This is a genomic window from Bradyrhizobium sp. CCH5-F6 (assembly GCF_001556045.1).
Classification (GTDB): domain Bacteria; phylum Pseudomonadota; class Alphaproteobacteria; order Rhizobiales; family Xanthobacteraceae; genus Bradyrhizobium.
In genome coordinates this window covers 39,772-62,620 of the sequence record NZ_LSIC01000115.1, presented here as the reverse complement: position 1 = coordinate 62,620, position 22,849 = coordinate 39,772, and the positions used below count along the sequence as shown (strand labels likewise).

Below are 22,849 nucleotides of genomic sequence, written 5' to 3'. Positions count from 1 at the left end.
CCTCATCCTGAGGAGACCGCGAAGCGGTCGTCTCGAAGGACGAGGCGTGCGCTCACGCCGCCTTGGTCGTCACGCCTGTTGCGACCGGCAATCCCTGCTCGATCGGCAGCGACGGATCGCGCGACCATTCGTTCCAGGAGCCGAAATACATCCGCACGTCCTTCACGCCGGCATTCTTGAGCGCGAGGAAGGTGTTCGAGGCGCGCGCGCCCTTGAAGCAATACAGGTACACCGGTGTGCTCGGCGAGATGCCGACGGTGGCGCACTCGGCCAGGATCTCGTCCTTGGACTTGAAGCGCGGCCCCTCGGCGGTCGGCTTCATCATCCGGTACCATTCCAGCCACACGGCGCCGGGAATGCGGCCCTTGCGCGGGCAGAAATCCTTCCCGTAGGGGGAAGAGCTGTCGCCGATCCACTCGTCGACGTCGCGCACGTCGAGGATCGCGATGCCGGGCTTGCCGACGGCGGCGAGCATGGTCTTCGCATCGATCAGGATCTCGCCTGCTTCAGGCACGATCGGGAACGCGGCCTTCACCGGGGTCGGGACGTCCTTGGTCACCGGCAAGCCCGCGGCTGCCCAGGCGTCGAAGCCGCCGTGCAGCACCTTCACCTTGGGATAGCCGAGCATGGTGAGCAGATAATAGCCGCGGCAGGACTGGCCGAAGCCGGAATTCATCGACTGCTCGTAGACCACGGCCGTTTCCTTGCCGGAGAGGCCGGCCGCGCCGAAGGCGTCGGCGAATTTGCTCTTCAACTCGCTGATGCCCTCGGGCGTCGAGGTCGCAAGGAAGGTGAAGATGTCGTGCACGTTCACGGCGTTGGGCAGGTGCCCGGCGCCGTAGGCGTCGGGATTTCGGGTGTCGATCACGACACACGGCTCGGTCTTCAAGAGATCGGCAAGTTCGCTGGCAGAGATCAGAACGTCCGTCATGGGCAGCCTCTCCGTTGAGGTTAGGTGGTCTTCGGGGGTGGACTCGTGAAGATCAGGACTCGGCGAGCATCTTGCGCAGCTGCTTGGTGGCAGGCGTGACGATCGCGACGAAATAGGCCTCGCGCATGCGCCGCTGCGCGCGGTGGCTCTTCAGGTAGCCGCGCGCGCCACAATGCAGCATCCCCGCATGCGCCGCCGCGACGCTGGCCTCGCCGGCGCGAAGCCGCAGCGCGATCACCTTGCGCCAGTAGGTTTCCTCCTCGTTGTAGGGATCGCGCGCCAGCGCCATGGTCTCGGCCTCGAGCTCGGCGGCGAGATCGCGGAAATGCACCGGCTGCTGCGGCAGATAGCGGTTGATGTGCCCGAGGGGACTGTCCACCTCGTCCATGATGTTGATGCAATCCTTGATCAGGCCGAGCGCCATGCCGGCCTGGAGCAGGATGAAGCCGGCGCGAATCTTCTTGACGAAGGGCGCGGCGGGATCGGCGAGGATCAGCTCGTCCGGCACGAACACGTCGCGGAACTGCACCCCGTAAGTGCCGGTGCCGTCCATGGCGAGGAACGGCTTGCAAGGCGTCAGCGTGATCGCGGGGTCCGAGCAGTCGGCCAGGAACATCACCGTGCCGGGCTCGCCACCTGCCTGATCGTCCTCACGCTCGAAGATGGTGCCGAAATAATGGTCGGGACCGAGATTGGAGACCCAGGGCAGCGCGCCGCGCACGATATAGCCGCCCTCGACCTTGCGCCCCTTCAGCTTCAATTTCTCGATGCCGAAGAAGCTCTTCATGGGGTTGGAGAGTCCGGTGCCGCCGAGCACGCGCCCCGTCGAGAAGGCATCGCCGAAGCGTCTGGCGAGCTTCATGTTCGTCGAGTTCGCCGCATACCAGACCAGCGTGTTCTGGCACCAGGCCATGAAGGCCGTGGCTCCACAGACCTCGCCGATCGCCGACATCGCCTGGATCGCGCAGCGCAGATCGGCGGGGCCTTCGTGAGGCACGTGACTGCCCCACGCCCCGACCGCGCCGAACTTGCGCAGCACCTCGGCCGGATAGACCGTACCGTCGTCGATCCCTACGGCGAGCGGCGCGAGCTGCTCGCGCGCGATCCGCGCCACCTCGCCCGCAATGGACGGTGCGGGCTGATCCATAACTTCGGCCCGCGATAAAGCCAGTGAACCCATGATCGTCTCCCGCACCTTGTCCTGTTTGCCGTTTGCTAGATGCCGACCTCGAGATTGACCGGCCGGGTGAAGGTGTTGGCGACCGGCGACCATTTCTTCACATGGGCGACCAGCGCGTTGATCTCGTCCTGCGAGATGCCCTCGCATTCCATGTCGACCTTGACGCGGACGTCGGTGAAGCCGACCGGCTTGTCGGAAGTGTCGCCCGTGCCCCAGACCGCAGTGATGTTGAGATCGCCTTCGAGCTCCAGCTCGAGCTTGTTGACGATCCAGCCGCGGTGCACCGCATTGGCGTGCAGGCCGACCGCGAGGCAGGAGCCGAGCGCCGCAAGCGAGGCTTCGGACGGATTGGGCGCGGTGTCGTCGCCCAGCAGCCCCGGCGGCTCGTCGACGATGTAGGGCGGCAGGTTGCGGATGTAGTTGGCGTGGCGGAATTTACCTTCCGCGACCGTCTTGCACTTCAAGGTCTTGATGACCTTCGGATTCGCCTTGCCGTTGGCGATCAGCTGCTCGAGTCCATTCTTGTCGATGGGCGCGAGGCACCCCGTCAGCACTGTCTTTTGAACGACGGCAGTCATCAGTCTTCTCCCTGGCAGAAGTGGAAATCGGTAGGATACCGAACGGTCTGTTTCCTTGCATGGAGCGTGCCAGAAGCGACCGAAAGCGAAATGCGAAGCATTGGAGCCGCTTACGCGTCGCTGCCTGCGGATTGATCAGCTCCCTCCTGCCCAAAGGCGGAGCAGAAGCATCAGCGGATGCGAATCTTTTCGGCGCCAACCAGATGCGACTTGCTGATGTGATGCAGCTGCGATTAAGTTGCAGCTTATGGCAAAGACGTCATCGAAGAAGAATTCGAGCTCGCCCCACGCTGGCGCAGGCGACGACGAATCCGCACGTGGGCGCCTGCTCAATGCCGCGACGCATCTGTTCTGCAAGAACGGCATCAACGCCACCGGCATCGATGCGATCATCGAAGAGGCCGGCACCGCGAAGACCACGCTCTACAAGCTGTTCGGCTCCAAGACCAATCTCGTCAATGCCGTGCTGGAAAGCGAAGGCAAGCAGTGGCGCGAATGGTTCATCTCCGCCATGGAAGAAGGCGGCGGCGACGCGCAGGCGAAGCTCACGCGCATCTTTCCCGCGCTGAAGAGCTGGTTCGCGGAAGAGCGCTTCTACGGCTGCCCCTTCATCAATGCGGTCGGCGAGCACGACAAGGACGCCAAGCAGTTCCGCAACATCGCGCTGAAGCACAAGAAGATCGTGCTCGGCCACATCGAGAAGCTCGCCCTCGAGCTCGGCTCGACCGAGCCCGCGGTGCTGGCCCACCAGCTCGGCCTGATCATCGACGGCGCGATCGTCGCGGCGATGATCTCGCGCGATCCAGGCGTGGCCGATACGGCGGCACTCACGGCAGGTCCCCTGCTCGGGCAGTCCAAGGCGAAGAGGAAGCGGGCGGCCGATCAGCTGGAGGCGGTGTGATCCGTCTCTCCGTAGCCCGCATGAGCGCAGCGACATGCGGGGATACCTGCGAGACCGAGACAAAGTTGCGCCCCACTTTGCCCATCATGTGGACGCTGCCGGGCCTCGAGAAGCGTTGAACCCCTGTTCGATCGAAGATACCTTCGACCATCTTCGTCCGGCAAAGACAAGTTTCAAGGGGGACGTCATGGTTCGCAGCTCAACCGCCTCTGCACTCCTGGCCGTGACGATATGGATTGCCGGCATCGCAAGTGCCGAGGCGCAGCGGCCGGAGCTCAACGCACCTGACCTCGTCCTCGTAAACGGAAAGGTTCTGACGTTGGACGATCGGTCGACGGTGACGGAGGCCGTGGCCGTTGCAGATAGAAAGATCCTCGCGACGGGAGCCAGCGCTGCGATGAAAGCTCTGGCAGGCTCCGGGACCCGCGTGCTCGATCTGGCAGGAAAGACCGTCATCCCCGGATTGATCGATACCCACACTCACTTCAAGGCCGCCGGGCTTGCCGACTATGTCGTCATCATGGGCCGAGCCAAGACGGTCGCCGAAGCGCTCGAGGCCATCAAGACATTCGCGGCGAAGAAAAAGCCGGGAGAGTGGATCGTCGGTGGCGCCTGGCATCCGCCGTCGCAATTGGCAGAGAAGCGCTATCTGACCAGGCAGGAGATCGACAGCGTCGCTCCCAACAATCCGGTCTATCTCCGCACCGTCGGACATTTCTCGATGGCGAACACCATGGCTCTCCAGCGGGTCGGCGTCGACAAGACCACCGAAGACCCCAGTGGAGGCAAGTTTGAGCGCGACGCGGCCGGTGAATTGACCGGCGTGCTCGTGGAGACGGCGATCGATCGGGTCGAGAAGGCCGTGCCGCCCTGGACGGAAGACGACGAAATGCGGCAGTTCACCATCGCCCAAGGCGTACTGAACAGCTTCGGCATCACGAGCGCCGTCGAAGGCGCGACGGAGCCACGCGACATCCGCACGCTGCAGAAGCTGGCAGCGGCCGGGAAAGCCACATTGCGCACCGGCGTGATGTTTCGACCGGAGCCGCCTGCCGACCTCACCGCATGGGACGCCATCATGGCGGGCAATGGCGCCGCTTCGGGTTTCGGCGACGATTGGCTCAAGTTCGCCGGCATCAAGATCTTCTACGATGGCGGCATGACTCTGAAGACCGCGCTCATGCGCGAGGTCTATCCGGATTCCCACGACAACTACCACGGCGTCGCCCAGCAGACGCCCGAGCGGCTGAGGCAGCTCATCTCCATCTGCAACCGACATAACTGGCGGGTCGGCGTCCACGTGGTCGGCGACCTCGGCATCGACCAGGTGCTCGATGCCTTCGAGGCCGTGGACAAGGAAAAGTCGATCCGCGACCGCCGCTTCGTCCTCATTCACGCCAGCCTGATCCGGCCGGAACAGATGGAGCGTGCGCACAAGCTGGGCGCCCGTGTCGATTTCCAGAATGCCTTCATGTGGGACAAGGCAGCAACCGTGGAACGGTTTCTCGGGAAGGCAACCGCCGATCGTGCCGTGCCGACCCGGACGTTGATCGAAAAGATGGGGCTCGACAACCTCGGCGCCGGCACGGATTTTCCGGTCAACCCGATCAACCCCTTCCTCAACATGTACGTCATGGTGACCCGGAAGGACCCCAACGGAAACGTCTACGGCTCGGGGGAAGCTATTACTCGCGAGCAAGCCCTACGGCTCTACACCAGCGCGGCTTCTCGCTACACGTTTGATGAAGCGCGTAAAGGGACCATCGAGCCTGGGAAGCTTGCGGACATCGTGGTGCTCTCCGCGGATTACACGGTCGTGCCTGAGGAGCAGATCAAGGACATCAAGGCCGACCTGACGCTCGTGGGCGGCAAGATTGTCTTTCAGCGCTGAACCGCCCCTCACTGGCCGAAGTGAGCGAGAGCGACAATCCGCTTTGACATCCGACGAGACCTACGCGCTCTGCTCGATCATCCCCTGCAGCCGCACGAGCTCTGCCTCCAGGTCGCGCTCCACGTCCGCCGCGCGGATGTCGATCACGCGATAGTCCCGCGCCTCGAGCCAGGTCCGCCGTCCCGCGCGGTCCGCGGCGATCGCCTCGCCCTCACCCGGGTTCACCAGTTCGACCGCGATCCGGTGCGGGAACGAGACGAAGTCCGGGATGTGGCGGCCGACCGGGGTCTGGCGCTTGAACTGGCCGGCGAAGCGGCGGTCGCGCGTCAGCGCCTGCCAGAGCAGGCGTTCGGCGTCGGTCGGGTTGCGGCGGAGCAGGCGGGCAAGGCCGCGCACGGTCGAGCCGCTGTCGGGGACGCCGCCGCCCTGCCCGTGCTCGGCCAAGAGCGCGCGCAGGCGCGTCGCCTGCTCGCCGTCGAGCACGCCGCCCTTGGCCGGGCCCTTGCGTCCCTCCGCGATCGCCATCACCACGCCGTGCAGGGTGTGCATGTCCTGCTTGGTCGGCTCCATCCGGGTGAAGATGTTGCGCAGGTTCACCAGCATGGTGTCGCGCTTCTCGGCCGGGCGCAGGAATTCGACCTTGTCGAGCTCGCGCACGAGATTGTCGAAGAAGGCCTGCATCTGATGCTGCGAGGCGCGCTCGGAGCGCTCCGGCATGGCGTGCGGCAGCGCGCCCGAGGTCGCGCGCTTGAACCATTCGTAGCCGACCAGCAGCACGGCCTGGGCGAGGTTGAGCGAGGCAAAACCCGGATTGACCGGGAAGGTGATGATCCGGTTGGCGAGCCCGACCTCCTCGTTGGTCAGGCCCCAGCGCTCGCGGCCGAACAGGATGCCGCACCTGCCGCCGCTCGCGACGTGCCCGGCGATCTCGCTGGCTGCGGCCTCCGGCCCGACCACGGGCTTGGCCTGGTCGTGGGGGCGCGCCGTGGTGGCGAACAACAGGTCGAGGTCGGCGACCGCCTGCTCCACCGTGTCGAACAATTCGACCTTTTCCAGAATGTGGTCTGCGCCGGCCGCGGCGCGCTGGGCGGCGATGTTGGGCCAGCCGTCCCTGGGGTTGACGATGCGCAGGCGGCTCAGGGCAAAGTTGCCCATGGCGCGCGCGGCCATGCCGATGTTCTCGCCGAGCTGCGGCTCGACCAGGATGACGATGGGACCGTCGAGGGATAGACCCGCCTTGCTCTTGTCAGTCCCCGACATCTCGCTCCGCTTTCACACTGTCTCCCAAGGCCTTGGCCAGGCGCTCTCAGGACCTGATTCAAGCCGCGCCTTCCGGCCGGCCCCGCCCGCCTGTCGTTTGCCTGTCCTGACGAAATTCTCAAGGGAAATAACGGGTTGAATTCGACTTTTGAATCACGCCGGGAACGGGAGCCCCGGCGCGGCCGAGGCCCGGCCGGCCGCTCCCCATCTGCGGAAGCTGGATGAGCTAAAAGTGCATAATCCCTTGGCTTTCGCCAGCCGCGCCGCGGTGCTAAGAGGCGGCGGATATTCCCGTGGCGCGCCACAAGCGCCGTTCCCAAGAGGCTCCCCCGATCATGGCAAAAATCAAGGTATCCAATCCCGTCGTCGAACTCGATGGCGACGAGATGACCCGGATCATCTGGCAGTACATCAAGGACAAGCTGATCAACCCGTTCCTGGATGTCGAGCTGCTCTATTTCGACCTGGGCATGGAATACCGCGACCACACCAACGATCAGGTCACCATCGACGCTGCCGAGGCGATCAAGAAGGTCGGCGTCGGCGTCAAGTGCGCCACCATCACCCCGGACGAGGCCCGGGTGAAGGAGTTCAACCTCAAGCAGATGTGGAAGTCGCCGAACGGCACCATCCGCAACATCCTCGGCGGCGTGATCTTCCGCGAGCCGATCATCTGCAAGAACGTGCCGCGCCTGGTTCCCGGCTGGACCAAGCCGATCATCATCGGCCGCCACGCCTATGGCGACCAGTATCGCGCCACCGACATCAAGTTCCCGGGCAAGGGCACCCTCTCGATGAAGTTCGTCGGCGAGGACGGCACCGTGATCGAGAAGGAAGTGTTCAAGGCGCCCGGCGCCGGCGTCGCCATGGAGATGTACAATCTCGACGACTCCATCATCGACTTCGCCCGCGCCTCCTTCAATTACGGCCTGCTCCGCAATTATCCGGTGTACCTGTCGACCAAGAACACGATCCTCAAGGTCTATGACGGCCGCTTCAAGGACATCTTCCAGGAGATCTTCGACAAGGAGTTCAAGAAGGAGTTCGACGCCAAGGGCCTGACCTACGAGCACCGCCTGATCGACGACATGGTGGCCTCGGCGCTGAAATGGTCCGGCGGCTATGTCTGGGCCTGCAAGAACTACGACGGCGACGTGCAGTCCGACACCGTCGCGCAGGGCTACGGCTCGCTCGGCCTGATGACCTCGGTGCTGCTCACCCCCGACGGCAAGACCGTCGAGGCCGAAGCCGCCCACGGCACGGTGACCCGCCACTACCGCGAGCACCAGAAGGGCAAGGAGACCTCGACCAACTCCATCGCCTCGATCTTCGCCTGGACGCGTGGCCTCGCCCACCGTGCCAAGCTCGACAACAATGCCGAGCTCGCCAAGTTCGCGAGCACGCTGGAGAAGGTCTGCGTCGACACCGTCGAGGCCGGCTACATGACCAAGGACCTCGCGCTCCTCGTCGGCGCCGACCAGCGCTGGCTCTCGACCACCGGCTTCCTCGACAAGGTCGCCGAGAACCTGGCGAAAGAGCTGGCGTAAGCTGCCAACCGCAATTTCGCCCGACTGAGCCAGACATCATCACGGGCCGCGCCAAGCGCGGCCCGTTTCTTTTGTGTGGCCCCCCGCGCGGAGATGCGACCATGTCGATCAAGCCTATCGTCACCTGCCTGATGCTCCTCGCCGCCTTGGCCGAGCCGGCCGCCGCCGCAGACCCACTCCCCGACGCCATCGCCGCGCCCGGCGAGACCGTGGTGCTCAGCGTCCACGCCGAGGGCGCACAGGTTTACGAATGCAAGGCGACCGCCGACGGCAAGCTCGCCTGGGCCTTTCGCGAGCCGATCGCCACCCTGCTCTCCGAGGGCAAGACCATCGGCCGGCACTATGCCGGCCCGAACTGGGAGCATGCCGATGGCAGCGCGGTGGTCGGCAAGGCCATCGGCAACGCGCCGGGCGCAACCCCAGCCGACATCCCCTGGCTGAAGCTGGAGGTGACCTCCCGCCGCGGCAGCGGCGTGCTGACGCCCGTCACCACGGTCCAGCGCATCAACACCCATGGCGGCAAGCTCGACGGCGCTTGTGACAAGGCCGGCGAATTCAGGAGCGCGCCTTACTCGGCGGACTACGTTTTCCTGAAGAAGGGCTGAGACCGACGCTCTTCATGGTGATCGAACGCTTCCAGGACCGGGATCCAATTCCGGTCTACCGGCGGGTGCGCGCTGAGGGCGTCAAGCTTCCGGATGGGCTCAATATCTCGGCAGCTGGATCGAGCCCAAGGAGACGCGCGAGGTCGTGGCGCCCTTCCTCGACCAGGCGTGACGGCTACGCGCCGGGTCTCTCTTCCTTCTCCGCCTGCGCCAGTTCGGCGAGCGCGAGATCGCCGGTGTCGGCGAGCCTGGCCTTGGCGGTGGTATGGACGTGGTCGGCGAGCGTCGGCATGCGCTCGATCAGCGCGTGGAAATCCTGGGCGTCGAGCACCAGCAGCCGCGTCTTGCGCGTCGCCGTCACCGTGCCGCTGCGCTTGGTCTTGTGCAGCAGCGCGATCTCGCCGAAGAAGGTGCCGTCGGCGAGCCGCACGTGCTGGTTCGGCAACGCGATCTCGACCTCGCCGGCGGTGATGAAGTACATCGACGAGGCGGCATCGCCGCGCCGCACCAATATCTCGCCCTGCTCGATGGTGCGGGCCCGCAACAGGCGCATGATGTCGGCGATCTCCGCGGCAGACAGATGCGAGAACAGCGGCACCCGCGCCAGCATGCCCCAAGTGACGACGAAGTCGCGCCGCTTCACCTCTTCCGCGAATGCGGTGGAGATGATCGCGACCGGCAGCGCGATCATGGCAAAGCCGGCGATGATAGCGAAAGTGGAGACGAACTTGCCGAGCGGCGTCACCGGCACGACGTCGCCATAGCCGACGGTGCCGAGCGTGACGATCGCCCACCACATCGCCTGCGGAATGGTGCCGAGCTTGTCCGGCTGCACGTCGCGCTCGATGGCGTAGAGCAGCGAGGCGAAGGTCAGGACCGCGCCGATCAGGATGACGATGCAGCCGATCAGCGCCCGCCGCTCGGCATGCACGGCGGCGAGCAGCGAGCGCATCGCCGGCGAATAGCGGATCAGCTTGAAGAACGGCAGCACGCCGAGCGCGGCCAGCGTCGCATGCCCGCCGGTGGCGAGCACGATCGCCGCGGGCAGGAACGCCATGAGATCGATGATGCCGAGCGCGGAGAAGGCGTAGCCGAGCCGGTCGGCCAGTGCTGAGCCCCTGCGCTGGGTGTGCCCCGCCACCGTCCACAGCCGCGCCGCATATTCCAGCGCGAACACGATCACGGACAGAGTGGTGATGCCTGCGAACAGCGTCCCGAACTGCGCATCGAGCTCCGGCACCGAGGCGAGGATCATCGCGGCGACGTTGAGCACGATGACCCCGATGATCAGCTGGATGAAGCGCGACCCGATCGAATAGGCCAGCGGATCGTGCTCCAGCAAATCGTAGAGGCGATCCCGAAAGCCGGGATCGCGAAGCCCACGTCCGCGCGGAACGGGGGCCATCGGGTCTTAAGCGCCTGCCATCGCTTTTTCGATCGCCGCCAGTGCCTCGGACGCCTTGGCGCCGTCGGGGCCGCCGGCCTGCGCCATGTCGGGCCGGCCGCCGCCGCCCTTGCCGCCGAGCGTTTCGGAGGCGATGCGGACGAGGTTCACGGCGTTGAAGCGCGCGGTGAGGTCCTGCGTGACGCCGACCACGACGCCGGCCTTGCCGTCCTCGGTGACGCCGACGATGGCGACGACACCCGATCCGATCTGCTTCTTGCCGTCGTCGGCAAGGCTCTTGAGATCCTTCATCTCGATGCCCTCGACCGCGCGCGCCATCAGCTTGACGTCGCCGACCTCGCGCACGCCGGACGCTGCGCCGTTGCCGGCGGACGCACCGCCGCCCATCGCCAGCTTCTTGCGGGCGTCGGAGAGCTCGCGCTCGAGCTTCTTGCGCTCCTCCATCAGCGCGGCGATGCGGGCCGGCACGTCGTCGATCGAGGTGCGCAGCTCGTTCGCCGCGGTCTTCGCCAGCGTCATGGTCTCGTTGGCGTGCTTGCGCGCATAATTGCCGGTGAGCGCCTCGATGCGGCGCACGCCGGAGGCCACCGCGCTCTCGCTCGTCAGCGTGATCAGGCCGATATCGCCGGTACGCTTCACATGCGTGCCGCCGCAGAGCTCGACCGACCAGCCGAGCGCGTTGGCGCCGCGCTCGCGCGCGGTCCTGCCCATCGAGACGACGCGGACCTCGTCGCCGTATTTCTCGCCGAACAGCGCGCGCGCCCCCGCCTCACGGGCCTCGTCGACGCCCATGACGCGGGTGGTGACCTCGTCGTTCTCCAGCACCACGTCGTTGGCGATGTCCTCGACGCGGGCGAGCTCCTCCGCCGTGATCGGCTTCGGATGCACGAAGTCGAAGCGCAGACGGTCGGGCGCGACCATCGAGCCGCGCTGGGCGATATGGTCGCCGAGCACTTGGCGCAGCGCCTCGTGGATGAGGTGGGTCGCCGAGTGATGGGCGCGGATCGAGGAGCGCCGCGAATGATCCACCTCGAGCTGCAGCGCGGTGCCGAGCTTGATTTCGCCGCTCTCCACCGTGCCGACATGGACGAAGAGATCGCCGAGCTTCTTCTGCGTGTCGGTGACGCGGAACTTGATGCCGCCCTCACCCGTCAGCACACCGGTGTCGCCGACCTGGCCGCCGGACTCCGCATAGAACGGCGTCTGGTTGAGCACGATCGCGCCGGTCTCGCCGGCCTTGAGGCTGGCAACTTCGTGGCCGTCCTTCACCAGCGCGGACACCACGCCTTCGGCGCTCTCGGTCTCGTAGCCCAGGAATTCAGTCGCACCCAGCTTCTCGCGCAGCGGGAACCAGATCGCCTCGGAAGCCGCCTCGCCCGAGCCCTTCCAGGACTCGCGCGCCTTCACTTTCTGGCGCTCCATCGCATCCGTGAACGCCGCCTGGTCGACGCCGATGCCGCGCGACTTCAGCGCGTCCTGCGTCAGGTCCAGCGGGAAGCCGTAGGTGTCGTAGAGCGTGAAGGCGACGTCGCCGTCGAACATGTCGCCCTTCTTCAGGCCGGCCGACTTCTCGTCGAGGATCGCGAGGCCGCGCGACAGCGTCTTGCGGAAGCGGGTCTCCTCCAGCCGCAGCGTCTCCTCGATCAGCTTCTCCGCGCGCATCAGCTCGGGATAGGCCTGGCCCATCTCGCGGACCAGCGCCCAGACCAGCCGGTGCATCAGCGGCTCCTTCGCGCCCAGCAGCTGCGCATGGCGCATGGCGCGGCGCATGATCCGACGCAGCACATAGCCGCGGCCCTCGTTCGAGGGCAGCACGCCGTCGGAGACGAGGAAGGCCGAGGAGCGCAGATGGTCGGCGATGACGCGGAACGAGGCCACGGTCTGCTCGTTCGGCCCGGTGCCGAGCGCGGACGCCGTCGCATCGATCAGGTTCTTGAACAGGTCGGTCTCGAACACGCTCTCGACACCCTGGAGGATGCAGGCCATGCGCTCCAGGCCCATGCCGGTGTCGATCGAGGGACGCGGCAACGGCTGGCGCTCCTCCTTCGTCACCTGCTCGAACTGCATGAACACGAGATTCCAGAATTCGAGGAAGCGGTCGCCATCCTCCTCCGGCGAGCCCGGAGGCCCGCCCCAGATGTGCTCGCCGCGGTCGATGAAGATCTCCGAGCATGGGCCGCAAGGGCCGGTGTCGCCCATCGCCCAGAAATTGTCCGAGGTCGGGATGCGGATGATGCGGTCTTCGGAGAAGCCGGCGATCTTCTTCCACAGGCCCGCCGCCTCGTCGTCGGTGTGGTAGACCGTGACGAGCAGCTTGTCCTTCTTCAGCCCGAACTCGCTCGTGATCAGCTTCCAGGCGAGCTCGATCGCGCGCTCCTTGAAGTAGTCGCCGAACGAGAAATTGCCGAGCATCTCGAAGAAGGTGAGATGGCGCGCGGTGTAGCCGACATTGTCGAGGTCGTTGTGCTTGCCGCCGGCGCGCACGCATTTCTGCGACGTGGTGGCGCGCTGATAGGGCCGCTTCTCCACGCCGGTGAAGACGTTCTTGAACTGCACCATGCCGGCATTGGTGAACATCAAGGTGGGATCGTTGCGCGGCACCAATGGCGAGGACGGCACGATCTCGTGGCCGTTCTCGGCAAAGAAGTTCAGAAAGGTCGACCTGATCTCGTTGACGCCGCTCATGTTCATCCAATCGGGTGTGCTTGGGCCCGCTTCTCGCCGTCCAAACCGGACGTTAAGGCTGATATCTGCGGGCCAAAGCGCTTTTAGACAAGGCCAGCTTCGCTGTCCAGAAACTGTGCAGAGAGATCAGAGGGTTGCCATATCGGCGCAATCCCGTTGATAGGACGAGCGGACTCGTTGACAGGCTTGGCTGGCCTGTGGTCTGTACCCATCTGTATCGTACGGCCACGTCGGGAGAGACCGGCTTTGCTAAGCCGGCGCCGAAGGAGCAACCGCCCCGGAAACTCTCAGGCAAAAGGACCGCGTGGCTTTGACAGCATCTGGAAAGAGGCGCCGACGGGCCTAAGAACCCGGATGGCGTCCGCCGACGGGATAATACTCTCAGGCACAGCGACAGATGGGGCTTCGACTGGTTGGCTCGGGGAATCGTCCCCGGGGAACCGCCGAGGGACCCTGTGATGTCAGTACCCGACGACCAAAAATCTCTCCGACATACCCCGCTCCACGCCCTGCATGTGTCCCTTGGCGGCAAGATGGTGCCGTTCGCGGGCTATGACATGCCCGTGCAGTACCCCGCGGGCGTGCTGAAGGAGCACCTCCATACGCGAGCCGCGGCCGGCCTGTTCGACGTCTCCCATATGGGGCAGCTCGCGCTGCGGCCGAAATCGGGCAAGGTCGAGGACGCTGCCCGCGCGCTGGAACGGCTGGTCCCGCAGGACATCGTGGCGATCGCGTCGGGACGGCAGCGCTACGCCCAGTTCACCAATGCGGAAGGCGGGATTCTCGACGATCTCATGGTCGCCAATTTCGGCGATCACCTTTTCCTGGTCGTCAACGCCGCCTGCAAGGACGCGGACGAGGCGCATCTGCGCGCGAATCTGTCCGACGACTGCGTCATCGATTCTCTTGCCGACCGCGCGCTGATCGCGCTGCAGGGCCCGAAGGCGGAAACGGCGCTGGCGAAATTGTGTGCAGAGGCGCCATCCATGACATTCATGGATGCCGGGCCGCATGAGGTGGCCGGCATCAAATGCTTCGTCTCACGCTCCGGCTATACCGGCGAGGACGGATTCGAGATCTCCGTTCCCGCGGCGGATGCCGAAAGGCTCACCAGGACGCTGCTCGAAAACCCGGACGTGCTGCCGATCGGCCTGGGCGCCCGCGACAGCCTGCGGCTGGAAGCCGGGCTTTGCCTGTACGGCCACGACATCGACACCGCGACCACGCCGGTCGAGGCCGCGCTGGAATGGTCGGTGCAGAAGAGCCGCCGCAGCGGCGGGATGCGCGCCGGCGGTTTTCCCGGCGCCGAGAAGATTCTTGCGCATTTCGACAAGGGCGCGTCCCGCCGCCGCGTCGGCCTGCGTGCCGAAGGCCGCGCGCCGGTGCGCGAGGGCGCGCTGCTGTTTGAGGATCAGGCCGGAGGCGCGCCGATCGGAAAGGTCACCTCGGGCGGTTTCGGCCCGAGCCTGAACGCGCCGGTCGCGATGGGCTACGTGCCGTTGAGCCTGAGCGCGCTCGGCAGCAAGCTCTTCGCCGAGGTGCGCGGCCAACGCCTGCCGCTCGCAGTCGCCGCCATGCCCTTCGTGAAAAACACCTACAAACGCTGAGGACAAGACAATGACCACGACGCTGTACACCTCCGACCATGAATGGCTCGCCATCGACGGTGACGTCGCCACCGTCGGCATCACCGATTACGCCCAGCAGCAGCTCGGCGACGTCGTGTTCGTCGAATTGCCCAAGGTCGGCCGGAGCTTGAAGAAGGCCGAAGCCGCCGCCGTCGTGGAATCGGTGAAGGCCGCCTCCGACGTCTACGCGCCTGTCACGGGCGAAGTGCTCGAGGCCAACGAGGCGCTCGCCGCCGAGCCGGCGCTGGTCAATTCGGATGCGCAGGGTGCGGCGTGGTTCTTCAAGATCAAGATTGCCGACAAGAGCGAACTCGGCGGCCTCATGGATGAAGCTGCCTACAAGGCGCATACGGCGTGAGATGAAGCAGACCCAAGCGATCGTCATGCCCCGCGAAGGCGGGGCATCCAGCAGCCACCGGCAGCACGGATTGAACCGGGAAGCCGCGGCGTACTGGATCGGCCGCCTTCGCGGACGATGACGACGGCGACGACGACAGATGACCTGAAGCGAGGACCCATGATGACCGCGCACCGCAAATCCAACGGCGACACCGCCGCCTCTTTCGTCCGCCGCCACATCGGGCCCTCGGCACGCGATGTCACCGCAATGCTCGAAACCGTCGGCGCGAAAAGCGTCGACGCGCTCATGACGGAGACGCTGCCGGCGTCGATCCGGCAGGCCGCCCCGCTCGATCTCGGCAAGCCGCTCAGCGAGACCGAGGCGATCGCGCATATGGCCGATCTCGCGCGTCAGAACCAGGTCTTCACCTCGCTGATAGGGCAAGGTTATTCCGGCACGATCCTGCCCGCGGTGATCCAGCGCAACATCCTCGAGAACCCGGCCTGGTACACGGCTTACACGCCCTATCAGCCCGAGATCAGCCAGGGCCGGCTGGAGGCGCTGCTCAACTTCCAGACCATGATCTGCGACCTCACCGGGCTCGACGTCGCCAACGCCTCGCTGCTCGATGAAGCCACCGCCGCCGCCGAAGCCATGGCGCTCGCGGAGCGGCACTCGCAGGTCAAGGCGAAGGCCTTCTTCGTCGACAAGGACGTCCATCCGCAGACGCTGGCGGTGATGCGCACCCGCGCCGAGCCGCTGGGCTGGGAGCTGATCGTCGGCGATCCCCTGACCGATCTCGACAAGAGCGACGTGCTCGGCGCCCTGCTGCAATATCCGGGCTCTTCTGGCGCATTGCGCGACCTCAGGCCCGCGATTGCCGCGCTGAAGGCCAAGGGCGCGCTCGCGATCGTCGCGGCCGACCTGCTGGCGCTGACCCTGCTCGCCTCGCCCGGCGAGCTCGGCGCCGACATCGCGATCGGATCGGCGCAGCGCTTCGGCGTTCCCATGGGTTATGGCGGGCCGCACGCGGCCTACATGGCGGTGCGCGATGCGCTGAAGCGTTCGCTGCCAGGCCGCATCGTCGGCCTCTCCGTCGACTCCCGTGGGATGCCGGCCTATCGCCTTGCGCTGCAGACCCGCGAGCAGCACATCCGCCGCGAGAAGGCGACCTCCAACATCTGCACCGCGCAGGTGCTGCTCGCCGTGATCGCCTCGATGTATGCGGTCTATCACGGCCCCGAGGGGCTCTCGCAGATCGCGCGCGTCGTCCACCGCCGCACCGCCGTTCTCGCGAGCGGCCTGCGCAAGCTCGGCTTTGCGCCGCAGTCCGAAAACTTCTTCGACACGCTCAGCATCGATGCCGGGGCCAAGCGCGCCGAGATCGTCGCGCGCGCCGCGGCCGAAAAGATCAATCTCGGCGTCAGCGACCGCGGCTTGCGTATCGCACTCGACGAGACCACGACGTCTGCGACGGTGGAAGCGGTCTGGCGCGCCTTCGGCGGCACGCTCGCCTATGCCGAAATCGACGCCGAGACGCGCGAGGCGCTGCCGGAGGCGCTGAAGCGCACCACTGCGTTCCTCACCCACCCGGTGTTCCACGCGCATCGCTCGGAGACCGAGATGCTGCGCTACATGCGCAAGCTCAGCGATCGCGACCTCGCGCTCGACCGCGCCATGATCCCGCTCGGCTCCTGCACCATGAAGCTGAACGCGACCACCGAGATGATGCCGCTGACCTGGCCGGAATTCGCCTCGCTGCATCCGTTCGTCCCGCGCGAGCAGGCCGCCGGCTATCACGCGCTGTTCGCGCGCCTGGAAAAATGGCTGTGCGACATCACCGGCTATGACGCCATCTCGCTGCAGCCGAACTCGGGCGCACAGGGCGAATATGCCGGGCTGCTCGCGATCCGCGGCTATCACGCCGCGCGCGGAGAGAGCCACCGCAAGATCTGCCTGATCCCCTCCTCCGCCCACGGCACCAACCCGGCCTCGGCCGCGATGGCCGGCATGGACGTGGTGGTGGTCGCCTGCGAGAAGAACGGCGACGTCGACGTCAATGATCTCCGCGCCAAGGCGGAGAAGCACTCCAACGACCTCGCCGCGGTCATGATTACCTATCCCTCGACGCATGGCGTGTTCGAGGAGCACATCCGCGAGATCTGCGACATCGTCCACGGCCATGGCGGCCAGGTGTATCTCGACGGCGCCAACCTCAACGCGCAGGTCGGCCTGAGCAGGCCCGGCGATTACGGCGCCGACGTTAGCCATCTCAACTTGCACAAGACCTTCTGCATCCCGCATGGCGGCGGCGGCCCGGGCATGGGGCCGATCGGCGTCAAGGCGCACCTCGCGCCGTTCCTCCCCGGCCATCCCGCCACCAAGGCAGATGCCCCGGTCGGCCCGGTCTCGGCCGCGCCGTTCGGCTCGGCGTCGATCCTGACCATCTCCTACATCTACATCCTGATGATGGGCGGCGAAGGCCTGAAGCGCGCCACCGAGATTGCGATCCTCAACGCCAACTACATCGCTGCAAGGCTCGATCCGCACTTCCCGGTGCTCTACAGGAACGAGAAGGGCCGCGTCGCCCACGAGTGCATCGTCGATCCCCGTCCGTTGAAGACGACAAGCGGCGTCACCGTGGACGATATCGCAAAGCGTCTGATCGACTACGGCTTCCACGCGCCGACCATGAGCTTCCCGGTGCCGGGCACGCTGATGATCGAGCCGACCGAGTCCGAGTCGAAGGCCGAGCTTGACCGCTTCTGTGACGCGATGATCGCGATCCGGAAGGAGATCGCCGACGTCGAGGCCGGCCGCTTCAAGATCGAAGCCTCGCCGCTGCGCCACGCGCCGCATACCGTGCACGACATCGCGGATGACGATTGGAATCGCGCCTACACCCGCAGCGAAGGCTGCTTCCCCCAGGGCACCTCGCGCACCGACAAATATTGGAGCCCGGTGGGGCGCGTCGACAACGTCTATGGCGACCGCAATTTGGTGTGCTCCTGCCCGCCGGTGAGCGATTACGCGGAGGCCGCGGAGTAGGACGCGGAGTAAGTCGCGACAGAGGTCTCGCAGGGTGGGCAAAACGAAAGCGTGCCCACCATCTGTCTCGGCACAGCGCTTGCGCGCCGCTAAGACGCAACCAACGACCGGCTTTCGCGATCCCACCGCCAGAGCCGTTCATTAGTCAGTAACGTGCCACCCCACCAACGCTTGATCGGGTTGCGACGGCGAAAGTCCTCTCTGCCCTCCAGAAGCGCTTGGCCGAATTCGGTCAGCGCCAGCCGGCTCCGGCGATAGGCGGCGTTGCGACTTCGCGCGTTGTCCGGATCGAGTGTCGCCAACTTGGCGTCGAGACCCGCAATCGCTGGCGTAGGGCCGAATGCGAGCCCTTCGAGCAGCGCGCCCAACTCCCATTGATCGAACACGCGTGTCCCCAGCGCGCCCGGCCGAAACAGCTCATCGGCACGATTGTGCCCTCTCGCGATCAGCTCGATAAGCCGCGTCTCAGTTGCCCCCAGCCCCGTCGTCGTTGAAGGCAACTCAGCGAGCAGGTCTTCCATGGCCGGCTTCAGAAAACGCAAATTGCCGAGCTGCCTGCCGAGCAGCCCGGCGCAAAGCTCTGGCGTCGGCGCACGGTAGGCCTCCCAGGCCATGCTGGCGATCGTAAAATCGCTTTCTGCCAGATCAAACTCCTGCACGTTACGCAGACGAAGCTCGGCCGGATCGGCTCCGCGCAGGTCGAAATCGACATGCCGCAACCGCAGCTTCTCAGTGGCGGATGGTGGTTCGGAACGCAGGTAATCGAGGATCCAGACCAGCTGCAGTTGACTGTTAGGTTCAGGGTCGAACCACAGTTCGATGACGTCGACCCCGTAACTCTCGCAGACCCAGAGCAAGGCGCCAGCTCGATCCTGTCGCCTGATCAGGGGCGAATAGCGGACAGGAACGCAATCCGACCAGTGCATCTCATCGTACCACGTTCTGGACCGGCGCCAGGCGAGATAGCCATCGAGATGGTCAGCTGACGGAAGTGGTCCGGAGACGAAGCGATAGATGAAGGGAATGACCAAGTCAGCACGATCCGCGAGCGCGAGACCGACGCCGGACGAACTCGTCAGGATCACGCGCTTCATCGTCGGCGGGGCCCCCTCACGCAAAACGAAACGGGCACTGACGACGTCGGCAACTCAACGTCTTCAGCGCCCGCTCCTCGCGAAAGGCTTTCGCGTTAAGGCTTACTCGTCCGCCGGCTCCTCGCCGTCGGCGTCGCGCTCGGGCGTACCCGCCAGGATCTGCTCGGCGATCAGGCCGGAGTTCTGGCGGATCGCCGTCTCGATCTTGGCGGTCATGTCGGGATTGGCCTTCAGGAACGCCTTCGAATTCTCGCGGCCCTGACCGAGACGCTGGCTGTCATAGGAGAACCAGGCGCCGGACTTCTCGACGATGCCGGCCTTGACGCCGAGATCGAGGATCTCGCCCATCTTGGAGACGCCCTCGCCGTACATGATGTCGAACTCGACCTGCTTGAAGGGCGGCGCCAGCTTGTTCTTCACCACCTTGACGCGCGTGGTGTTGCCGACCACCTCGTCGCGCTCCTTGATCGCGCCGATGCGGCGAATGTCGAGGCGGACCGAAGCGTAGAACTTCAGCGCGTTGCCGCCGGTGGTGGTCTCGGGCGAGCCGTACATCACGCCGATCTTCATGCGGATCTGGTTGATGAAGATCACCATGGTGTTGGACTTGTTGATGGAAGCCGTGAGCTTGCGCAGCGCCTGGCTCATCAACCGCGCTTGAAGTCCCGGCAGCGCATCGCCCATCTCGCCCTCGAGCTCGGCCTTCGGCACCAGGGCCGCGACCGAATCGATCACCATCACGTCGACCGCACCGGAGCGCACCAGGGTGTCGCAGATCTCCAGCGCCTGCTCGCCGGTGTCCGGCTGCGAAATCAGGAGCTCGTCGATGTTGACCCCGAGCTTGCGGGCATAGACCGGGTCGAGCGCGTGCTCGGCGTCGATGAAGGCGCAGATGCCGCCCTTCTTCTGCGCTTCCGCCACCGTATGCAGTGCCAGCGTGGTCTTGCCCGAGGATTCCGGCCCGTAGATCTCGACGATACGCCCCTTGGGCAGGCCGCCGATGCCGAGCGCGATATCGAGCCCGAGCGAGCCGGAGGACACCGCCTCGATGTCCATGGAGCGGTCGTTCTTGCCCAGCTTCATCACCGAGCCCTTGCCGAACTGGCGCTCGATCTGGGAGAGCGCTGCGGCCAGAGCCTTACTCTTGTCCATGGAAGATCCTTCGACGATACGCAGGGCAGTTGCGGACATTGGGTCGTGCTCCTTATGGCGAGGATTCGCGTGAGGGACAAACAATTGGCGATGCAGCTCGGCGATAAAAGCAATGTACCCCATTTGTTCCTTGTTCGCAATATGTTCTTTTGAGGATATCTGGCCTGTAGCCCCACCGGGACGGCGGCGACAAGGCCCCCCGGCGGGTCTCAAAGCAAAGGGCCGCAGTTCCGGGACAACGGCCCCTCGTGCAACGATTGCGGCCCACCATCTTTGGGCTCCGGTGTGCTGCATCCACTTCCCTGTGTGCGCCCTGGCTTGCGTGCACAACTGAACAGACGTGGATCCATTTATGGATCCTAATCATCTCCGCACGGACCGTGGCTGCCATCGGTGACGAGAACGCCGTTCCTGCGCTTCCGCCTTCCTCGCATGGAAATGAGAGCGCCATGTTCAAGCGGCGACGCTTCAAGCAGCAGCTGACCCTTCAAGACCGGCTTTCCGCATGGGTGAAGCAGGTCCAGGAGCAGGCCTCCAGCCTTCCGCCCAGTCCCGAGCGCGACGCCCTGCTCAAGAAGGCTCGCCAGGCCGACGTCGCCAATCATCTGCACGACTGGGTCAAATCGCCCGGGCTTCAACCTCCGAAATAGCCGGTATTTGCCGGGACCCTCTCCCAAGGCGCTAACAATGACGCGCATCAAAGACGCGCGGCCTGCGCGCCGTCATGATCCCGCCATCCTGGGGGCGCCGAACCTCTTTGGGCTCTCGGGCCTTCTCCAGGATCGGACTGCAACTCTGGGACTTCAGTGATGACGGAACACATGCAAGGCGCCATCAGGCGCAATCACCTGCTCGAAGCGGCGCATGAGGAGATGGTGAAGTTCGAGCGCCAGGAGAACGAGTTCCGCAGGAAGGACCGTGCGGAACGGGCTGCCGAGCTCCATCTTCCCCTGAACAAGATCAAGAGCCACTGAGGGCGCGACCCGGAGAAAGTGCCGGCCCGCGATGCCGCAGCCGCTGGCCGGCGCGACTGCGGGTCTCGATCAGGCATCGCGCATCGAGTGAAGGGCCCGCAAAGGCGGTTCGCGCACGTTTGAGGTATCTAAATACTACTCGTAAGCAATTGGAAAATCACAGGAATTGCAGAGCGGCCTACTGTGCATGGGGTTGTTTTGCGATTTTTGGAATCGAGCCGTCGCGCCATGCGACAGAGGGCATGGCCGCAATTCACCCGATCTGCGCACTTGCTACAGCAGCGCCAGCAGCACCAGGCCGATCACCAGCACCACGAAGCCAGCCGCCGTCGCGGCGGCAAATGACCGCTCTACGTTATCCATGATGCTACCCCGTTTTCGGCGTGCCACGTTTCCCCCATGGCCGCGCCGAACGGACAAAATCTTGCCGACGGGTGTGTCCGCAATTGTGCGAGCGGATGTCGAAATTGGGACGGGTGCGGGGCCAGTCTGCGGCCCTGCGATCACGGCCGTCGCTGCCGATAGGTGTTGCAGCCCGGCGCCTCGGCCTCTGCCCTGCCTGGCTCTGCCCTGGCGGGGACCTTCATGCCTGCCGGCCGGCTCGCGAGTCCCTCTCCTCCTGCGTCAGGCGCAGCGAGAAGGCGCGGATGGCGGGCGCCGCCAGCAGCACGACAGGCAGCATCGCAGCCCATGCGATCAGCCACGACAGCATCCAGTGCCGAACGGGGAAGCTGGCGATTCCCGCCGCGATCAGCGAGGTCAGTCCGGACTGGATGATGCCGAAGACGAAATGAGCGTAGCGGCGGGGAATGCCGAGCATGAGGCGTCCAAGGTTGCGTGCTGCCGTCAGCCAAGCAAGGCACATGCCGTCACGATCAACGATGTCCAGGAACTCCGTTCATGGTCGGAGAACCACGGAGTTGGGCACCGGGTCATGCGGGACGCAGTCCGTAGCCGCCCGGAATTGATCTGACGGTGATTTGGGATTGGACTGTGCGCGCCCGGGGGCCTTTGGGGCAGGCATCATGTGCGCGATCGGTACCAGTCATGCCGCTCTATTTCTTTCGAATCCGCAACGGCCCTTATTCCGGCTGCGCCGAGCAGGCGACTGAATTTGCAGATCGCCATGCGGCCTGGAAGGAGATGACCAGTGTCTGCGCCGCCATGACGGCCGGCATTGCCCGCAAGCTCCAGGAAAATTCCGAATGGCACATGGAGCTGCTGGACGAGGCCAAGACGCCGGTGTTCCGGATCCGGATCGTCGCCGAAACCTTCGATTAACGAGGCCTGCGATTAGCAAGGCCTGCCGGATCGGGCCCGCGTCAGTCCGCGCTGGGCAGCCGCCGCATGGTGAACTCGATGTCGCCGCCGGGCAGTTCGCGCCAGGTCTCGACCGCGCTCATATAGCCGGCCTTGGGATAGCGGGCGAAGAAGGCCTGCGCCTTTTCGCGCGCCGCTGCGCGCGGCAGCGTGAAGGTCTCGCGCAGATAGCCGTCACCGACCGTCTGGCCCGGCTTGCCGGCCATCTTGCGCCGGCGCGCCATCCGCTCGGCGAGATCCCGCGGACGATCGGCCATGTCCCGCCCTCCTCGACGCAATACGCTCAGCCAGATGTAGGGAGCGATCGGAT

At 65.3% G+C, this 22,849-nt stretch carries 20 protein-coding genes and 1 riboswitch; of the genes, 10 read left to right on the top strand and 10 right to left on the bottom strand.

Annotated features, from left to right (window positions below; genetic code table 11):
* Nucleotides 1–52: 52 nt before the first annotated feature.
* Genes AX729_RS20775 through AX729_RS20765 form a run of 3 tightly spaced genes read right to left on the bottom strand, consistent with a single transcriptional unit; the run spans nt 53 to nt 2,689 of the window.
* Nucleotides 53–931, bottom strand: coding sequence for a sulfurtransferase (locus AX729_RS20775; RefSeq protein ID WP_061026228.1), 879 nt, complete (start codon nt 929–931; stop codon nt 53–55).
* Between the two features lie 52 nt (nt 932–983).
* Nucleotides 984–2,111, bottom strand: a complete 1,128-nt coding sequence (locus AX729_RS20770; RefSeq protein ID WP_061026227.1) for an acyl-CoA dehydrogenase family protein — start codon at nt 2,109–2,111, stop codon at nt 984–986.
* A gap of 35 nt (nt 2,112–2,146) precedes the next feature.
* Nucleotides 2,147–2,689 (bottom strand): OsmC family protein, encoded by a 543-nt coding sequence (locus AX729_RS20765; RefSeq protein ID WP_061026226.1) that lies wholly within the window; start codon nt 2,687–2,689, stop codon nt 2,147–2,149.
* Between the two features lie 247 nt (nt 2,690–2,936).
* Here AX729_RS20765 and AX729_RS20760 point away from each other — a divergent pair, with 247 nt between their 5' ends.
* On the top strand, nt 2,937–3,590 hold the full coding sequence (locus AX729_RS20760; RefSeq protein ID WP_061026225.1) for a TetR/AcrR family transcriptional regulator: 654 nt from the start codon (nt 2,937–2,939) through the stop codon (nt 3,588–3,590).
* Between the two features lie 187 nt (nt 3,591–3,777).
* Nucleotides 3,778–5,481, top strand: a complete 1,704-nt coding sequence (locus AX729_RS20755; RefSeq protein ID WP_061026224.1) for an amidohydrolase — start codon at nt 3,778–3,780, stop codon at nt 5,479–5,481.
* Nucleotides 5,482–5,541: 60 nt separating this feature from the next.
* Here AX729_RS20755 and AX729_RS20750 read toward each other — a convergent pair whose 3' ends face one another.
* Complete coding sequence (locus AX729_RS20750; RefSeq protein ID WP_061026223.1) at nt 5,542–6,741, bottom strand: TrmJ/YjtD family RNA methyltransferase; 1,200 nt, start codon at nt 6,739–6,741, stop codon at nt 5,542–5,544.
* A gap of 335 nt (nt 6,742–7,076) precedes the next feature.
* Between AX729_RS20750 and AX729_RS20745 the strand changes: the two genes are divergently transcribed.
* Together AX729_RS20745 and AX729_RS20740 are read left to right on the top strand one after the other, a co-directional pair.
* Nucleotides 7,077–8,288 (top strand): NADP-dependent isocitrate dehydrogenase, encoded by a 1,212-nt coding sequence (locus tag AX729_RS20745; RefSeq protein WP_061026222.1) that lies wholly within the window; start codon nt 7,077–7,079, stop codon nt 8,286–8,288.
* 101 nt (nt 8,289–8,389) lie between these two features.
* Entirely contained in the window at nt 8,390–8,893 is a 504-nt protein-coding gene (locus AX729_RS20740) for a DUF3455 domain-containing protein (RefSeq protein WP_061026221.1), read from the top strand.
* Between the two features lie 175 nt (nt 8,894–9,068).
* Here AX729_RS20740 and AX729_RS20735 read toward each other — a convergent pair whose 3' ends face one another.
* Entirely contained in the window at nt 9,069–10,298 is a 1,230-nt protein-coding gene (locus tag AX729_RS20735) for a cyclic nucleotide-gated ion channel (protein WP_061026220.1), read from the bottom strand.
* Between the two features lie 6 nt (nt 10,299–10,304).
* Complete coding sequence (gene alaS, locus AX729_RS20730) at nt 10,305–12,983, bottom strand: alanine--tRNA ligase (protein WP_061026238.1); 2,679 nt, start codon at nt 12,981–12,983, stop codon at nt 10,305–10,307.
* Nucleotides 12,984–13,204: 221 nt separating this feature from the next.
* Nucleotides 13,205–13,295: riboswitch (glycine riboswitch) on the top strand.
* Nucleotides 13,296–13,441: 146 nt separating this feature from the next.
* On the opposite strand from alaS, the gene gcvT reads away from it, so the two are divergent.
* From gcvT to gcvP, 3 genes are all read left to right on the top strand, one after another.
* Entirely contained in the window at nt 13,442–14,590 is a 1,149-nt protein-coding gene (gene gcvT / locus AX729_RS20725; protein WP_061026219.1) for a glycine cleavage system aminomethyltransferase GcvT, read from the top strand.
* Between the two features lie 10 nt (nt 14,591–14,600).
* Nucleotides 14,601–14,969 carry a glycine cleavage system protein GcvH gene (gcvH, locus tag AX729_RS20720; protein WP_061026218.1) on the top strand — a complete coding sequence of 123 codons (369 nt, stop codon included), beginning with the start codon at nt 14,601–14,603 and terminating at the stop codon, nt 14,967–14,969.
* Between the two features lie 162 nt (nt 14,970–15,131).
* The gene (gcvP, locus tag AX729_RS20715; protein ID WP_061026237.1) at nt 15,132–17,999 is read left to right on the top strand and encodes an aminomethyl-transferring glycine dehydrogenase; all 2,868 of its coding nucleotides are present in this window, start codon (nt 15,132–15,134) and stop codon (nt 17,997–17,999) included.
* Between the two features lie 89 nt (nt 18,000–18,088).
* Here gcvP and AX729_RS20710 read toward each other — a convergent pair whose 3' ends face one another.
* Together AX729_RS20710 and recA are read right to left on the bottom strand one after the other, a co-directional pair.
* On the bottom strand, nt 18,089–19,093 hold the full coding sequence (locus tag AX729_RS20710; RefSeq protein WP_061026217.1) for a hypothetical protein: 1,005 nt from the start codon (nt 19,091–19,093) through the stop codon (nt 18,089–18,091).
* A gap of 102 nt (nt 19,094–19,195) precedes the next feature.
* The gene (gene recA / locus AX729_RS20705; RefSeq protein ID WP_061026216.1) at nt 19,196–20,284 is read right to left on the bottom strand and encodes a recombinase RecA; all 1,089 of its coding nucleotides are present in this window, start codon (nt 20,282–20,284) and stop codon (nt 19,196–19,198) included.
* A 410-nt stretch (nt 20,285–20,694) separates the two neighbouring features.
* Between recA and AX729_RS20700 the strand changes: the two genes are divergently transcribed.
* Both AX729_RS20700 and AX729_RS39795 read left to right on the top strand, forming a co-directional pair.
* Nucleotides 20,695–20,895 carry a hypothetical protein gene (locus tag AX729_RS20700; protein ID WP_061026236.1) on the top strand — a complete coding sequence of 67 codons (201 nt, stop codon included), beginning with the start codon at nt 20,695–20,697 and terminating at the stop codon, nt 20,893–20,895.
* Nucleotides 20,896–21,054: 159 nt separating this feature from the next.
* Complete coding sequence (locus AX729_RS39795) at nt 21,055–21,219, top strand: hypothetical protein (protein ID WP_061026215.1); 165 nt, start codon at nt 21,055–21,057, stop codon at nt 21,217–21,219.
* A 583-nt stretch (nt 21,220–21,802) separates the two neighbouring features.
* Here the strand turns inward: AX729_RS39795 and AX729_RS20690 are convergent.
* Nucleotides 21,803–22,039, bottom strand: a complete 237-nt coding sequence (locus AX729_RS20690; RefSeq protein ID WP_061026235.1) for a DUF2798 domain-containing protein — start codon at nt 22,037–22,039, stop codon at nt 21,803–21,805.
* A gap of 227 nt (nt 22,040–22,266) precedes the next feature.
* Here AX729_RS20690 and AX729_RS20685 point away from each other — a divergent pair, with 227 nt between their 5' ends.
* A complete protein-coding gene (locus AX729_RS20685; RefSeq protein WP_061026214.1) occupies nt 22,267–22,500 on the top strand; it encodes a DUF6894 family protein in 234 nt (77 codons plus the stop codon).
* Between the two features lie 41 nt (nt 22,501–22,541).
* On the opposite strand, the gene AX729_RS20680 is transcribed toward AX729_RS20685, so the two are convergent.
* Entirely contained in the window at nt 22,542–22,796 is a 255-nt protein-coding gene (locus AX729_RS20680; protein ID WP_061026213.1) for a hypothetical protein, read from the bottom strand.
* Nucleotides 22,797–22,849 lie beyond the last annotated feature (53 nt).